Here is a 14,380-nt window from a genome sequence, read left to right on the forward strand (position 1 = left end):
CTTTCGATCGTTCAGGGATTCCGCGCAGGAGTGCGCGCGGCCAACTTAGTCTAAGACGCTCCTACGCGCGCGCCGTGCCGCGGGCGAGGTCTGCGGCGGTGCGGCCCGCCGCCTCCACGCCGCCGTCGGCCAGCGCCTTCACGAGGGCGGAGCCGACGATCGCGCCATCCGCGTACGCGAGCACCTCGCTCACCTGGGCGGCGCTGGAGATGCCGAGGCCGACGCAGGTGCTCGTGGCGCCTGCGTCGCGGAGGCGGCCGACGAGCGTGCGGGCGGCGGAGTCGACGTCGCTGCGCGCGCCGGTGATCCCCATCGTGGACACGGCGTAGACGAAGCCGCGGCTCTTCTCGACGGCTTGGGCCAGCCGGGCGTCGGTCGAGGACGGCGCGGCGAGGAAGACGCGGTCGAGGCCGGTCCGGTCGGACGCGTCCAGCCACAGCGCACCCTCATCGGGGATGAGGTCGGGCGTGATCAGCCCGGCTCCCCCGGCGGCCACCAGGTCGTCGGCGAAGCGGTCGACGCCGTACTGCAGCACCGGGTTCCAGTACGTCATCACGAGGACCGGGATGTCGACGCGTTGCGTGATCTCGCGCACGGCCGTGAAGCCGTCGCGCAGCCGGAAGCCGTTCGCGAGCGCCTGCTGGGTCGCCGCCTGGATCACGGCACCGTCCATGACCGGGTCGGAGTACGGGAGACCGAGCTCGATGATGTCGACGCCGTTCTCCGCGAGGGCCACCGCGGCGTCGATGCTCGTGCGGAGGTCGGGGAAGCCGGCGGGCAGGTAACCGATCAGCGAGCCGGCCGCCTCCTGCTTGCGGCGGGCGATGGTGTCTGCCACGCGGCTCACGACTGCACGGCTCCTTCGTCGATCAGGCCGAAGTAGCGTCCGGCGGTCTCCATGTCCTTGTCGCCGCGACCGCTGAGGTTGACGAGCACGATGCCCTCCGGCCCCAGCTCGCGGCCCAGCGCGAGTGCGCCGGCGAGGGCGTGCGACGACTCGATGGCGGGGATGATGCCCTCGGTGAGGCTGAGCAGCCGCAGCGCCTCCATCGCGTCGGCGTCCGAGACCGGGCGGTACTCGGCGCGGCCGATCTTCGCAAGCCACGCGTGCTCCGGGCCGACGCCCGGGTAGTCGAGGCCGGCTGAGATCGAGTGCGACTCGATGGTCTGGCCGTCCTCGTCCTGCAGCAGCATGCTGCGCGCGCCGTGCAGGACGCCAGGGCGGCCCTTGGTGATGGTCGCGGCGTGGCGTAGGGTCTCCGCGCCCTCCCCGCCGGCCTCGAAGCCGACCAGGCGCACGTCCTCGTCGTCCAGGAACGCGTGGAAGATGCCCATGGCGTTGGAGCCGCCGCCGACGCACGCGGCGACCGCGTCCGGCAGCCGGCCGGTGAGCGCGAGCACCTGCTCGCGCGCCTCCTCGCCGATGATCTTCTGCAGATCGCGGACCATGGCCGGGAACGGGTGCGGACCCGCGACCGTGCCGAAGATGTAGTTGGTGGTCTCGACGTTCGTAACCCAGTCGCGCATCGCGTCGTTGATCGCGTCCTTGAGGGTGCGCGAGCCGGTCTTGACCGCGATCACCTCGGCGCCGAGCAGGCGCATCCTGGCGACGTTCAGCGCCTGGCGCTCGGTGTCGACCTCGCCCATGTAGATGGTGCACTCGAGGCCGAACAGGGCGGCGGCGGTCGCCGTGGCGACGCCGTGCTGGCCGGCGCCGGTCTCGGCGATGACGCGCTTCTTGCCGATGCGCTTGGTCAGGATGGCCTGGCCCAGCACATTGTTGATCTTGTGCGACCCGGTGTGATTCAGGTCCTCGCGCTTGAGGATGACGCGAGCGCCTCCGGCATGCTGCGCGAACCGCGGGACCTCGGTGATGATCGAGGGCCGGCCGGTGTACGTGCGGTGCAGCTCGTCGAGCTCGGCGTGGAACGCCGGGTCGGCCTTCGCGGCCTCCCAGGCGACCGAGAGCTCGTCGAGGGCGGCGACCAGCGACTCCGGTACGAACCGGCCGCCGAACTCGCCGAAGTATGGGCCTTCTTCGGAACGGAGGGACATCAGACTCCCAGGAACTCGCCGAGCGTTGCGACGGGGTCGCTCGTGACGAGCGCCTCGCCGACGAGCACGACATCCGCGCCCGCCGCTCGGTAGTGCGCGACGTCGGCGGCCGACTTCACGGCCGACTCCGCCACGCGGGTGACGCCGGACGGGTAGGAGTCGGCCAGGCGGCCGAACAGATCCCGATCCAGCTCGAACGTGGAGAGGTTGCGGGCGTTCACGCCCACGAGCCTCGCGCCGGTGTCGAACGCGCGGCTCAGCTCCTCCTCGGTGTGCGCCTCAACGAGCGGGGTCATGCCCAGCTGCGCGATGAGGTCGTGCAGTTCGACGAGCTGCTTCTGCTCGAGCGCTGCGACGATGAGGAGGACGAGGTCGGCGCCGGCGGCGCGGGCCTCGAAGACCTGGTACGGGTCGGCGACGAACTCCTTGCGGAGCACGGGCAGCGACACCGTGGCGCGGACCGCCTCGAGGTCGGCGAGCGAGCCGTGGAACCGGCGCTCCTCGGTGAGGACGCTGATGGCGCTCGCGCCGCCCGCCTCGTACTGCGCGGCGAGGGCGGCCGGGTCGGGGATCTCGGCGAGGTGGCCGCGCGAGGGGCTCGCGCGCTTCACCTCGGCGATGATCTTGACGCGCTCGGCCGGGGCGAGCGCCGCGAGGGCGTCGATGGCCGGGGCGCGATCGACAGCGGCCGCCTCGACGACGGCGAGCGGACGCTCAGCGCGCCGCCGTTCTGCATCCTCCAGCGCGCCGGCGACGAGGTCGGCGAGCACGGGTCAGTGGCCCTTCGGAGTGTACTTGTCGCCACCTACGCCGTAGCCGGCCCGCTTCATGATCCAGCCGACGATCAGACCGATGACGGCGAGACCGGCCGAGGCCCACACGATGACGGGCGCGTCGAAGAAGAACGCGATCGCGCCGATGGTGAAGGCCACCAGCATGATGATCACGGCCGTCCACGCCGCCGGCGAATGACCGTGGCCTGGTTCGACTGACTCGGTGCTCATGGGACTCCTGCACGTCGGGTGCGCGCGCTGCGCGCACGATTGGGTGGATCGCGTCCAGTCTAGTGGCTCACCGCGTTGGGTCGTCGCCGCGGCTCAGCTCGTCCCAGCTGTCGATCGCGGTGTCGCGGTCGAGCGAGGACGGCTCCGCGGGAGCCTCGCCCTCGGCGACGGCGCGCGCCTCCTCGGCGTCGGATGCCTCGGCGAGCGTGTCCTCCGCCGTGCGGCCGTCCTCGCCCTGGAAGCGGGTCTGGTACTTCCGGGACGGCCCGGGCCAGAGCCGCAGCGTCACGATCGCCGCCGCACTCGCCAGCACGATGACGACGCCCCCCGCGACGGCGAACCACGGCCAGAAGGCGGTGTCCAGCTCGTCGACCAGCTTGCGAACCGACGCCTGGCCTGCCACGCCGGTCGCCGAGGTGATCGCCGCGCTCGCGGCCCGGAACGGGTCGGCGACGGCGGACACGGCGGAGAACACGACGGAGACGCCGAGCAGGATGCCGAGGAGCGAGAGCACGATGCGGAACGCCGGTCCCGCGATCGCGAGCGCGGCGGTGAGGGCGAGCCCCGCCAGGGCCAGCGCGGTCAACGCAGGCGCGGCGGCGGAGCCGGCGACCGTCACGGTCGCGACGTGGTTCGCCACGTCGGTCAGATGGACGGTGAACCACGTCTGCGTCGCGGCGAGCAGCGCGAGACCGCTGCCGACGACGAGCAGCAGCAGCGTCAGGTACTTGGCGCGGCGTCCACCGGAGGCGTTACCGGCCACCCTGCACCCGCCTCATCGCGTTGGCCACGGCCACCGCGCGCAGCGGAGCGGCCGCCTTGTTCTGCGACTCCTCGAACTCCAGCTCGGGAACGGAGTCTGCGACCAGTCCGCCGCCGGCCTGCACGCGCGCCACGCCGTCCATGATCGTCGCGGTGCGGATCGCGATGGCGAGATCGGCGTCGCCGGCGAAGTCGAAGTAGCCGATCACTCCCCCGTACACGCCGCGCTGCGCCGGCTCCAGCTCGTCGATGATCCGCAGCGCCATCGGCTTCGGGGCGCCGGAGAGCGTCCCGGCCGGGAAGGTGGCCCGGAAGGCGTCGACCGCGGTGGCGGTCGGAAGCAGGTCGCCCTCGACCGAGGAGACGATGTGCATGATGTGGCTGAACCGCTCGATGCGCATGAACTCGGTGACCTCGACGCTGCCCGCCGCGCAGACCTTCAGCAGGTCGTTGCGGGCGAGGTCGACGAGCATCAGGTGCTCGGCGCGTTCCTTGTCGTCTGCGAGCAGCGACGCCTCCAGGTCCAGGTCCTCCTCCGGGCTCGCGCCGCGCGGGCGGGATCCGGCGATGGGATGCGTGAACGCACGCCCCTCCTGCACCTTCACGAGCGCCTCCGGCGAGGAGCCGACGATCTGGTAGGCGGCGCCGTCCGGCTTCTCCAGGGACAGCAGGTACATGTACGGGCTCGGGTTCAGCGCGCGCAGCACGCGGTAGACGTCGAGCGCGGGCGCGGTGCACTCGAGCTCGAAGCGCTGCGAGATGACGACCTGGAAGATGTCGCCGTCGACGATCCGCTCCTTGGCGGTGGCGACGGACGCGAGGAAGTCGTCCTTCGGCGTCCGGGAGACCGGATTGGCCGGCGTGCCGAGGTCCACCTCGGCGAGCCACGCCTCGGAGGGCTGGGCCAGCTCCCGTTGCATCCGGTCGAGGCGTGCCTGCGCGTCGGCCCACAGGGCGTCCGCGTCGGCCTCGCCGTCGGCGAGCGCGTTGGCGATCAGCTTCACCGTGCCGGAACGGTGGTCGATGACGACCAGGTCGGCGGCGAACGCGAGCGCCTGGCCCGGCACGTCGTAGTCGGCAGGCGGCTGCTGCGGCAGCCGCTCGATCTGCCGGATCGCCTCCCAGCCGATGAACCCGACGAGCCCGCCGGTGAGCGGGGGCAGGCCGGGGATGCGCGGCGTCTGCCAGCGCGCGTGCAGCGCCGCGAGCGCCTCCAGCGGCCGGACGGGGGCGTCCGTGCCGAGGGCGCGCTCCGCCGAGAGTCCGTAGTCGAGCCACAGCGCCTCGTCGCCGTGCTGGGTGAGCACGCCGAAGGACGCGGCCCCGACGAACGAGAACCGCGACCAGATGCCGCCCTGCTCCGCCGACTCCAGCAGGAACGTCCCCGGGCGTCCCGCGGCGAGCTTCCGGTAGATCCCGACGGGCGTCTCGCCGTCGGCGAAGAGCTCCCTGATCACCGGGACGACCCGGTGGGCGCCGACGAGCGCGGCGAACGCGTCGCGGCTCGTCGTGCCGTCGGTCGTCGCGATCACAGCGTCTCCGTTCCCGCGCTCGGCGCCGGGGTCGCCCCGGGCGCCGGGCGCTCTCCGGTCGCGGGCTCCAGCTGGTCGGCGTCGAAGCACGTCCGGGTGCCGGTGTGGCACGCGGCGCCGACCTGGTCCACCGTCACCAGCAGGGTATCCCCGTCGCAGTCCAGCGCGGCGCCCTTCACGTACTGGGCGTGGCCGGAGGTGTCGCCCTTCCGCCAGTACTCCTGGCGGGAGCGCGACCAGAACGTGACCCGGCCCTCCGTCATCGTGCGGCGGAACGCCTCCGCGTCCATCCAGCCCATCATCAGCACCTCGCTGGAGTCGAACTGCTGGATGATCGCGGGCACCAGCCCGGCGTCCGTGAAGCGGATGCGGTCGAGGATCGCCGTGACACCGCTCGTGTCGTCCGTGGTCATGCGCGGACCTCCCGTCCCGAATCGCGCAGCGCCGCCTTGACGTCGCCGATGGTCATCTCGCCAGAGTGGAACACGCTGGCGGCGAGCACGGCGTCCGCGCCCGCGTCGATCGCCGGCGCGAAGTCGCCGACCGCCCCGGCGCCGCCGGACGCGATGACCGGGACGCTGCTGATCGCGCGCATCTCCCTGATCAGCTCCAGGTCGAAGCCCTCCTTGGTGCCGTCCGCGTCGATGGAGTTGACCAGCAGCTCCCCCGCGCCCAGCTCGATCGCGCGCGCGGCCCAGTCCAGGGCGTCCAGGTCGGTCTCGGTGCGTCCGCCGTGCGTGGTGACGACGAAGCCGGAGGGCGTCGCCGCCGACCGCTTCACGTCGAGGGACAGCACGAGCACCTGCGCTCCGAAGCGGCCGGCGATCTCGGCGACCAGCTCGGGACGCGCGATGGCCGCCGAGTTGACGCCTACCTTGTCCGCCCCGCTGCCGAGCAGCTTCGCCACGTCCTCTGTGCTGCGCACGCCGCCGCCGACCGTGAGCGGGATGAACACCTGCTCGGCCGTCGCGCGGACGACGTCGTAGGTGGTGGACCGGTCGTCGACCGTCGCGGTGACGTCGAGGAAGGTGAGCTCGTCCGCGCCCTGCTCGAAGTAGCGCCTGGCCAGCTCGACCGGGTCGCCCTGATCGCGCAGGTTCTGGAAGTTGACCCCCTTGACGACGCGGCCGGCGGCCACGTCCAGACAGGGGATGACCCGCACCGCGACGCTCATCAGATGCGCGCCGCGTGGATCGATGTGACCAGGATGGCGCGGGCGCCCAGCTCGTAGAGCGCATCCATGATGTGGTTCGTCTGATCGCGCTTGATCATCACGCGGACCGCGACCCAGTCCGGCTCGCCGAGTGGCGACACCGTCGGCGACTCGACGCCGGGCGTGAGGGCGACCGCCCTCTCGAGCAGGGCGACGGGGAGGTTGTAGTCGATCAGCACGTACTGCCGGGCGACCATGACGCCCTGCAGGCGCCGCAGCAGCGTGTCGACGCCCGCCGCGGGCGAGGTCGAGGAGATGAGGACCGCCTCGGACTCCAGGATGACGGGGCCGAAGATCTCCAGGCCCTGCTTGCGCAGCGTGGAGCCGGTCTCGACGACGTCGGCCACCGCGTCCGCGACGCCGAGGCGCACGGCGGACTCGACGGCGCCGTCCAGCTTGATCAGCGTGGAGTCGACGCCGTTGTCGGCGAGGAACTGGCCGACGAGGCCCGGGTAGCTGGTGGCGACGCGGGTGCCCTGCAGATCGGCGAGCTCGGTGAAGGAGCCGGCGGGACCGGCGAACCGGAAGGTGGAGGCGGCGAAGTCCAGCGCGGCGATCTCCGTCGCCGAGGAACCGGAGTCGAGCAGCAGGTCGCGTCCGGTGATGCCGACGTCGAGCGCACCGGAGCCGACGTAGGTGGCGATGTCGCGCGGGCGCAGGTAGAAGAATTCGACGCCGTTGCGGGCGTCGGTGACGATCAGCTCCTTGGGGTCGCGGCGGCCGACGTAGCCGGCCTCGTGGAGCATCTGCGCCGCGGTCTCGGAGAGGGAACCCTTGTTGGGGACGGCGATCTTCAGCATGGTGATCAGTGAGCTTTCGTGACGTGGACGGATACTGTGTCGAGGAGTTCGGTCGTCACAGATGTCGGTACACGTCGGCCGGGCTGAGGCCCTTGGCGAGCATGAGCACCTGCAGGTGGTACAGCAGCTGGGAGATCTCCTCGGCGCAGGCCGTGTCGGTCTCGTACTCGGCGGCCATCCAGACCTCGGCGGCCTCCTCCACGATCTTCTTTCCGATGGCGTGCACTCCCGCGTCCAGCTCGCGCACCGTCCCGGAACCCTCCGGTCGGGTGGCGGCCTTCTCGCTGAGCTCGGCGAAGAGGTCGTCGAAGGTTTTCACCGTTACAGCGTACTAGTGATCGCGAGGACGCCTGCGCCCCTGGCACCGCACTGCGGGCCGAGCGCGACTGCGGCTCTGCGGAACGTGTGCGGCTGCGCGCGCCGACGCGGTCGTTCCATACGGGCGCAGTCGTTCTCCGTCAGCGCTGTCCCGGCCCGTAACCGCCCATGGTTCGTCACGAATGCGTGTCGTTCGTGACGAATCCCGCGCATTCGTGACGAGGGGCGGCGCCTCGAGGCCGACCGGGACAGTTCGTGCGGCGCCTCAGTGGATGTGCGCGGCGGCGGTGTCGCGGAGCAGCGCGATCTGCGCGGCGGGGTCGCCGCGGAACACCGACGAGCCGGCGACGAACGTGTCCGCGCCGCTCTCCGCGGCGGTGACGATGGTCTCCTCGGTGATGCCGCCGTCCACCTGGAGCCAGGTCTCGAGCCCGCGCGCCTCGACGGCCTCGCGCAGCGCGCGCAGCTTCGGCATCGTCTCCGGCATGAACGACTGGCCGCCGAATCCCGGCTCCACCGTCATCACGAGCACCTGGTCGAACTCGGGCAGCAGCTCCAGGTAGTCGTCGACCGGCGTCCCCGGCTTCAGCGCGATGCCGGCGCGGGCGCCGATGGCGCGCAGCCGGCGGGCCAGCGCGACCGGGTCGCCGGCCGCCTCCGCGTGGAACGTGACGGAGTACGCACCCAGCTCGGCGTATCCCGGGGCCCAGCGGTGGGGGTCGTCTATCATCAGGTGCACGTCGAGCGGGATGGCGCTCACGTCCTGGATGCGGCCCACCATCTGCGGCCCGAACGTCAGGTTCGGTACGAAGTGGTTGTCCATGACGTCCACGTGGACGAGGTCGGCGGTGGCGATCCGGCCGAGGTCGCGCTCCATGTTGACGAAGTCGGCGGCCAGGATGCTGGGGTTGATGCGCGCTGCCATGCCTCCAGCCTATTCGGCCGCGCCCGGGCGCCACGCCCAGCCATCCGTTCCGGAGTTGTGCACGCGACACGCCGCGCTGACCCGTGAAGAACTCTGGAACGGATGGCGAGGAACGGGAGCGGTGTGCGGATCAGCCGGCGCGCTTGGTGAGGAGCGCGATGAACATCGCGTCGGTCAGGTGCCGGTGCGGCCAGAGCTGCACCTGCTCGCCGTCCCCGGCGAGGTCGAGACGCTCCTCGGCGAAGCCCTGGACGACCGCCGCGGTCGGCACCGCCTCCAGCACGCCGGCATGCCGGTCGATGGCGGCCGCCACCACGGCGCGCGTCTCGGCGATGTGCGGGGAGCAGGTGACGTAGGCCAGCAGCCCGCCCGGCTTCAGCGCGGCGACCGCGGAGTCGAGCAGCCGGGCCTGCAGCGCGGTCAGCTCGGACACGTCGCGCGGCGACTTGCGCCAGCGCGCCTCCGGGCGCCGGCGCAGGGCGCCGAGGCCGGTGCACGGGGCATCCAGCAGGATGCGGTCGAACGCCTCCCGCTCGCTCTCGCCCACCTCGATGCCGTCGCGCTCCCACACCGGGACGTCGAGCGGCACGGCCGCGAGGGCGCGCCGCACCAGGTCGGCGCGGGCGGGGACCACCTCGTTGGCGACGAGCGTCGCGCCGCCCGCCAGCGCCTCCGCCGCGAGCAGGGCGGCCTTGCCGCCGGGACCGGCGCAGAGGTCGAGCCAGCGCTCGCCCGGCTCGACCGGGCGGGCGCGGGTGAGGGCGAGCGCCGCGAGCTGCGAGCCCTCGTCCTGCACCCGGATACGGCCGTCGGAGTCCTCGACGAGGCCCTGCGGGTCGCCGCCCCCGGTGGTGAAGCCGGCAGGCGAGAACCGGTCGGCGCGGGAGCCCTCCGGCGCCTCGGCGAGCCCGGGCAGCGCGATCAGGTTCACGCGCGGCGCGGTGTTGTCCGCCTCCAGCAGCGCCTCCAGCTCGTCGCCGCGGCCCTCGGCGTCCAGGGACCGGCGCAGCGCACGCACGATCCAGGTGGGGTGCGACGTCAGCGCAGAGAGCCGGTCGTCCTCGTTCCTGGCGTCGCCGACGACGCGCTGCCGCCACTCCTCCGGTGTGTGCCTGCCGATCTCGCGCAGCACGCCGTTGGCGAACCCGGTCGCCGAGCGACTGCCGACCATCCGCGCGAGCCCGACCGACTCGTTGACCGCCGCGTGCGGCGCGACGCGGGTGGAGAGCAGCTGGTGCGCGCCGAGCCGCAGCACGTCGAGGATGGGCGGGTCGATGCGGTCGACGGGGCGGCCGGCCGCGCGCGCGATCACGCGGTCGTAGTAGCCCTGCATCCGCAGCGTCCCGTAGGTGAGCTCGGTGGCGAGCGCGGCGTCGGCGGCGTTCAGCCCGGCGCGCGCGATGCGGCCGGGCAGCAGCAGGTTGGCGTAGGCGTCCGACTCCCTGACCGCGGTGAGCACGTCGAGGGCGACCCGCCGCGCGGGCTGGACACGGCTCCGGTCGTTCACGAGAGCACCGCCTGTCCCCCGGCGCCGCGCCACCAGTCGGCGGCGGCCATCGGCTTCTTGCCCGCGGGCTGGACGGTGACGAGCTCGAGCGGGCGGCTGCCGGTGCCGACCAGGATGCGCGTCCCGTCCGCCGCCACGACGCCGGCGGGGAGGGGGTCGGCGGCGCTCGGCCGCGCGGCGTGGATCTTGAACCGCTCGGCGCCGAGCGACGCCCAGGCTCCGGGCTCCGGTGTGACGCCGCGGAACCGGGCGTAGACCTCGTCCACCGGCCGGCCGAGATCCAGGTGCGCGTCGTCGATGCCGAGCTTCGGCGCGAGCGTCGGCTCGCCGGTCTGCGGGGTGGCGACCGCCGTGCCGTCGCCGAGTGCGGCGACGGTGTCGGCGAGGAGGGCCGCTCCGGAGACCGCGAGCGCGTCCAGCAGCTCCCCGGCGGTCTCGTCCGGGCCGATCGGGCGGCGCAGCTCGGAGAACACAGCGCCGGCGTCGAGCTCCGGAACGAGCTGGAACACGGCGGCGCCGGTCTCGGTGTCGCCGGCGATGAGCGCCCGCTGCACGGGCGCGGCGCCGCGCCAGCGCGGCAGCAACGAGAAGTGCAGGTTGACCCAGCCGAGCCGCGGCGTCGACAGCAGCGGCTCGCGGACCAGGCCGCCGTAGGCGACGATCACGCCGAGGTCGGGCTCGAGGGCCTGCACCTCCTCGGTGACCTCCTCGCGCAGCCGGTTCGCCTTGATGACGGGAAGGCCGAGTCCGGTGGCGGCGACAGCGACCGGCGACGGCGTGAGCACCCGCTTGCGGCCGAGCGGCGCATCCTCGCGCGTGATCGCCGCGGCGATCTCGAAGCGTTCGGCGAGGCTGCGGAGGGCGGGGACGGCGACCGCGGGGGTGCCGGCGAAGACGAGGCGCATGCGAAGGTTCTTCCGGTTCAGTTCGGCAATCGAGTCTACGCGTCCCCGGGGCGCGCCCGCCCCAGTTCGGACCGAATGCCCCCTCCCGGAACGAATGACCCCGCTCGAAGAGGGTCGTGACGCACCGAACAGGCAGTCGCGGGGCTACAGGATCTCGGGGTCGTCGAAACGCACGCGCAGGCTCGGCGCGGGGCGGTACCGGCCCCCGCCTGCGGGCGCCTTGCGGCGCTTGGTCGCGTTGCGTACGACCGCGGCGCGCACGGCCGCCGCGACCTCGGCGCCGCGCGCGTAGTCGAAGCGCAGGATGGCGCGCACGGTGTGCTCGTCGACGGGTGCCGGCCCGAGCACGTCGACCAGCAGCTCCGGGTCCACGGCGTCCACGACCGTGCGCACCGTCTCCTCTGCGCCGGCGATGGATGCCAGGCGCACCGCGGGCGGGAAGCGCAGCTCCCTGCGGTCCACCAGTTCGGCGCGGGCGAAGTCCACGAACCTGCCCGTGGCGAAGTCGCGGGCGAGGTCGCCTCCGACGCCGACGAGCACGGTGGGCGCTCCCGGCGCCGCGAGCACCGCCGCGCTCGACCACCAGCGGAGGCAGTCCTCGGCGACGTGCAGCGTCTCGCGTGCGAGCATCCGCTCGCCGTCGAGGAGCAGCACGGCCTGGTAGCCGCCCTCGGCGATCGGCTCCGCGCCGCGCGTTGCGACGACGAGGGCGGGCGCGGGCCCGACGCGGAGCACGGGATGCTCGCCGTCCGCCAGCACGACCCGGGTGCCCGGGAACGCTCGGCCGAGCTCCTCCGCCGTGCGGCCCGAGCCGACCGTCACCATCCGGAACGCGCGGTGCTCGCAGCGGTCGCACTGCCAGTCCGTGGCGAGCGCCCCGCACCACGCGCACGAGGGCGTCGCCCCGGCCCGCTTCTGCTCCAGCGGGCCCGTGCAGCGCGTGCAGCGGGCCGCCTGCCCGCACTTCGCGCAGGCGAGCACCGGGACGTAGCCCGGGCGTGCGACCTGAACGAGAACGGGGCCCTTCGGCCGTCCGCCCTCGCCGCTCAATGCCTCCCTGGCCGCCCGCCACGCACCGGAGGGGATGCGCGCGGCGCGTGCCGCGGGCTCCGCCGCCTGCTGGTTCGCCGTCAGCACCACCTTCGGCAGCGTCACCCGCTCGGGACCGGCATCCCGCAGCCACCCGATCTCGACCAGCCGCTGCGCCTCCACGCTGCGCACCAGGCCGCTCACGACGAGCGCGCAGCCCTCCAGCTCCTGCCGCACCAGCGCGGCGTCACGCGTGTGCACGTACGGCGCGAGCGGCTCGGCGTGCAGCGGATCGCTGTCCTCCCAGACGGCGATCATGCCGAGTCGCTCGGCGGGCGCGTACACGACCGACCGGTTGCCGATCAGGATGCGCGGGCCGGCGAGCGCCTCCAGGAAGCCGCGGTAGCGCTCCGCGTTCGCCTGCGAGGCGTCGGTGCGGACGAGCGCCCGTGCCGGCGCGATCGCCGCCAGCGCGGCCGCCAGCTGGTCCAGGTCGCGGTGGTCGGGGACCGCGACGATCGCGGAGCGGCCTCCGCTCCAGCAGGAGGCCGCGAGGGCGGCAAGGGTCACGGCCCACTCGCCCACCCAGGTGCCGTCGGGAAGTCGGCTGAGCCGCGGGATCGGGCGCAAGGCGAGCCGCTCGCCGCGCGCGACCGCCGCCTCCAGCACGCCGTCGCCGTACCCGCGCACCCCGACGGATGGCGCCTGCGGGGGCGGATTGCGCTCCTCCTCCGGCTGGGCCAGCCACGCCTTCTCGGCGCGCACCATCCGCCCCGGCACCGCGAGCCGCAGGATGTCGCTCGCCGTTCCCGCGCTGCGGTCGGCGAGCCGCCTGGCCAGCCGCCAGACGCCGGGCGTCAGCACCGGCACCGGCGACACGACCGCCTCGATCGGGCTCAGCGCTCCGCGGAAGCCCTCGCCGCCCTCCGGCTCGTCCGCATCCGCCACCTCGACGAGGTAGCCGTCGGCCACCCGGCCCGCGGAGCGCAGCGGGACACGCACCCGCACCCCGGGCACCGCATCCGCCGCCAGCTCCTCCGGGATCGCGTAGTCGAAGAAGTGGTCGAGCTGCGGCAGCGGCGAGTCGAGGACGACGCGGCCGATCCGGCCGGCCGCCGGCACCGCTACAGCCCCGCGGCCGACCGCAGGTCGTCCACGCGGTCGAGCCGCTCCCAGGTGAACTCGGGGAGCTCGCGGCCGAAGTGGCCGTACGTCGCCGTGCGGGCGTAGATCGGGCGCAGCAGGTCGAGGTCGCGGGTGATCGCGGCGGGACGCAGGTCGAAGACGTCGCGGATGGCGCGGATGATCAGCTCGTCCGGCACCTTCCCGGTCCCGAAGGTCTCCACGTACAGGCCCACCGGAGCCGCCTTGCCGATCGCGTACGCGATCTGCACCTCGAGGCGGTCCGCAAGGCCGGCGGCCACCGCGTTCTTGGCCACCCAGCGCATGGCGTACGCGGCCGAGCGGTCGACCTTCGAGGGGTCCTTGCCCGAGAACGCGCCGCCGCCGTGCCGGCTGGCGCCGCCGTAGGTGTCGACGATGATCTTGCGGCCGGTGAGTCCCGCGTCGCCCTTCGGGCCGCCGATCTCGAAGCGCCCTGTCGGGTTGATGAGCGTGCGGATGCGCGCGGTCTCCAGTCCCGCGGCGTGCATCACCGGGGCGATGACCTCCTCCACGACCTCCGCCTGCAACTGCTCGGTGGAGACGTGCGGCGCGTGCTGGGTGGAGAGCACGACCGTCTCGACCGTCTTCGGGGTGTAGCCCTCATAGCCGATCGTGACCTGGGTCTTGCCGTCCGGACGCAGGTAGTCGAGGGTTCCGTCCTTGCGCACCTCGGCCAGGCGCTCGGCCAGGCGGTGCGCCAGCCAGATCGGCAGCGGCATGTACTGCGGCGTCTCGGTGGTCGCGAACCCGAACATGATGCCCTGGTCGCCGGCGCCCTGCCGGTCCAGGTCGTCGATGCTCTGCTCGGCCCGGGTCTCCAGCGCGTTGTCGACGCCCTGCGCGATGTCCGGCGACTGCGCGCCGATCGAGACGGAGACGCCGCACTGGGTGCCGTCGAAGCTGACGTCGGAGGAGTCGTAGCCGATCTGGACGATCTTGTCGCGGACCAGCGCAGGGATCTCGACGTACCCGTTGGTGGTGACCTCGCCTGCGACGTGCACGAGCCCGGTGGTGACCAGCGTCTCCACGGCGACGCGGCTGTGCGGGTCGACCGCGAGCAGCGCATCCAGGATGCTGTCGGAGATCTGGTCGCAGATCTTGTCCGGGTGCCCCTCGGTGACCGATTCGGACGTGAAGAGGCGCAGATCTGCCATTGTTCTCCCTAG

Annotated in this window: 15 protein-coding genes; all 15 read right to left on the minus strand. The window is 73.0% G+C overall.

Annotated features, from left to right (window positions below):
- Positions 1-61: 61 nt before the first annotated feature.
- Positions 62-847 (minus strand): tryptophan synthase subunit alpha, encoded by a 786-nt coding sequence (gene trpA / locus AAME72_RS18020; protein ID WP_348787904.1) that lies wholly within the window; start codon positions 845-847, stop codon positions 62-64.
- Entirely contained in the window at positions 844-2,055 is a 1,212-nt protein-coding gene (trpB, locus tag AAME72_RS18025) for a tryptophan synthase subunit beta (protein ID WP_348787905.1), read from the minus strand. The genes trpA and trpB overlap by 4 nt, the downstream gene beginning before the upstream one ends.
- Positions 2,055-2,825: an indole-3-glycerol phosphate synthase TrpC gene (gene trpC / locus AAME72_RS18030; RefSeq protein WP_348787906.1), complete on the minus strand. Its 771-nt coding sequence runs from the start codon at positions 2,823-2,825 to the stop codon at positions 2,055-2,057. Before trpC ends, trpB begins: the two co-directional genes overlap by 1 nt.
- Before the next feature lie 3 nt (positions 2,826-2,828).
- Positions 2,829-3,059 carry a DUF6704 family protein gene (locus AAME72_RS18035; RefSeq protein ID WP_348787907.1) on the minus strand — a complete coding sequence of 77 codons (231 nt, stop codon included), beginning with the start codon at positions 3,057-3,059 and terminating at the stop codon, positions 2,829-2,831.
- Between the two features lie 67 nt (positions 3,060-3,126).
- On the minus strand, positions 3,127-3,822 hold the full coding sequence (locus AAME72_RS18040; protein WP_348787908.1) for a Trp biosynthesis-associated membrane protein: 696 nt from the start codon (positions 3,820-3,822) through the stop codon (positions 3,127-3,129).
- Positions 3,812-5,353, minus strand: coding sequence for an anthranilate synthase component I (locus AAME72_RS18045; RefSeq protein WP_348787909.1), 1,542 nt, complete (start codon positions 5,351-5,353; stop codon positions 3,812-3,814). The genes AAME72_RS18040 and AAME72_RS18045 overlap by 11 nt, the downstream gene beginning before the upstream one ends.
- Positions 5,350-5,766 carry a phosphoribosyl-AMP cyclohydrolase gene (gene hisI / locus AAME72_RS18050; protein ID WP_348787910.1) on the minus strand — a complete coding sequence of 139 codons (417 nt, stop codon included), beginning with the start codon at positions 5,764-5,766 and terminating at the stop codon, positions 5,350-5,352. Before hisI ends, AAME72_RS18045 begins: the two co-directional genes overlap by 4 nt.
- On the minus strand, positions 5,763-6,527 hold the full coding sequence (hisF, locus tag AAME72_RS18055) for an imidazole glycerol phosphate synthase subunit HisF (protein WP_348787911.1): 765 nt from the start codon (positions 6,525-6,527) through the stop codon (positions 5,763-5,765). The genes hisI and hisF overlap by 4 nt, the downstream gene beginning before the upstream one ends.
- Positions 6,527-7,366, minus strand: a complete 840-nt coding sequence (hisG, locus tag AAME72_RS18060; protein ID WP_348787912.1) for an ATP phosphoribosyltransferase — start codon at positions 7,364-7,366, stop codon at positions 6,527-6,529. The genes hisF and hisG overlap by 1 nt, the downstream gene beginning before the upstream one ends.
- Positions 7,367-7,421: 55 nt before the next feature.
- The gene (locus AAME72_RS18065) at positions 7,422-7,685 is read right to left on the minus strand and encodes a phosphoribosyl-ATP diphosphatase (protein WP_348787913.1); all 264 of its coding nucleotides are present in this window, start codon (positions 7,683-7,685) and stop codon (positions 7,422-7,424) included.
- A 264-nt stretch (positions 7,686-7,949) separates the two neighbouring features.
- On the minus strand, positions 7,950-8,609 hold the full coding sequence (gene rpe / locus AAME72_RS18070; RefSeq protein ID WP_348787914.1) for a ribulose-phosphate 3-epimerase: 660 nt from the start codon (positions 8,607-8,609) through the stop codon (positions 7,950-7,952).
- Positions 8,610-8,739: 130 nt separating this feature from the next.
- Positions 8,740-10,116 carry a transcription antitermination factor NusB gene (locus AAME72_RS18075; protein ID WP_348787915.1) on the minus strand — a complete coding sequence of 459 codons (1,377 nt, stop codon included), beginning with the start codon at positions 10,114-10,116 and terminating at the stop codon, positions 8,740-8,742.
- The gene (fmt, locus tag AAME72_RS18080) at positions 10,113-11,021 is read right to left on the minus strand and encodes a methionyl-tRNA formyltransferase (protein ID WP_348787916.1); all 909 of its coding nucleotides are present in this window, start codon (positions 11,019-11,021) and stop codon (positions 10,113-10,115) included. The genes AAME72_RS18075 and fmt overlap by 4 nt, the downstream gene beginning before the upstream one ends.
- Before the next feature lie 144 nt (positions 11,022-11,165).
- Positions 11,166-13,172, minus strand: a complete 2,007-nt coding sequence (locus tag AAME72_RS18085) for a primosomal protein N' (RefSeq protein ID WP_348787917.1) — start codon at positions 13,170-13,172, stop codon at positions 11,166-11,168.
- Between the two features lie 2 nt (positions 13,173-13,174).
- On the minus strand, positions 13,175-14,368 hold the full coding sequence (metK, locus tag AAME72_RS18090; protein ID WP_348787918.1) for a methionine adenosyltransferase: 1,194 nt from the start codon (positions 14,366-14,368) through the stop codon (positions 13,175-13,177).
- Between the last annotated feature and the right edge of the window lie 12 nt (positions 14,369-14,380).

The organism is Leifsonia sp. NPDC080035 (assembly GCF_040050925.1).
GTDB lineage: Bacteria > Actinomycetota > Actinomycetes > Actinomycetales > Microbacteriaceae > Leifsonia.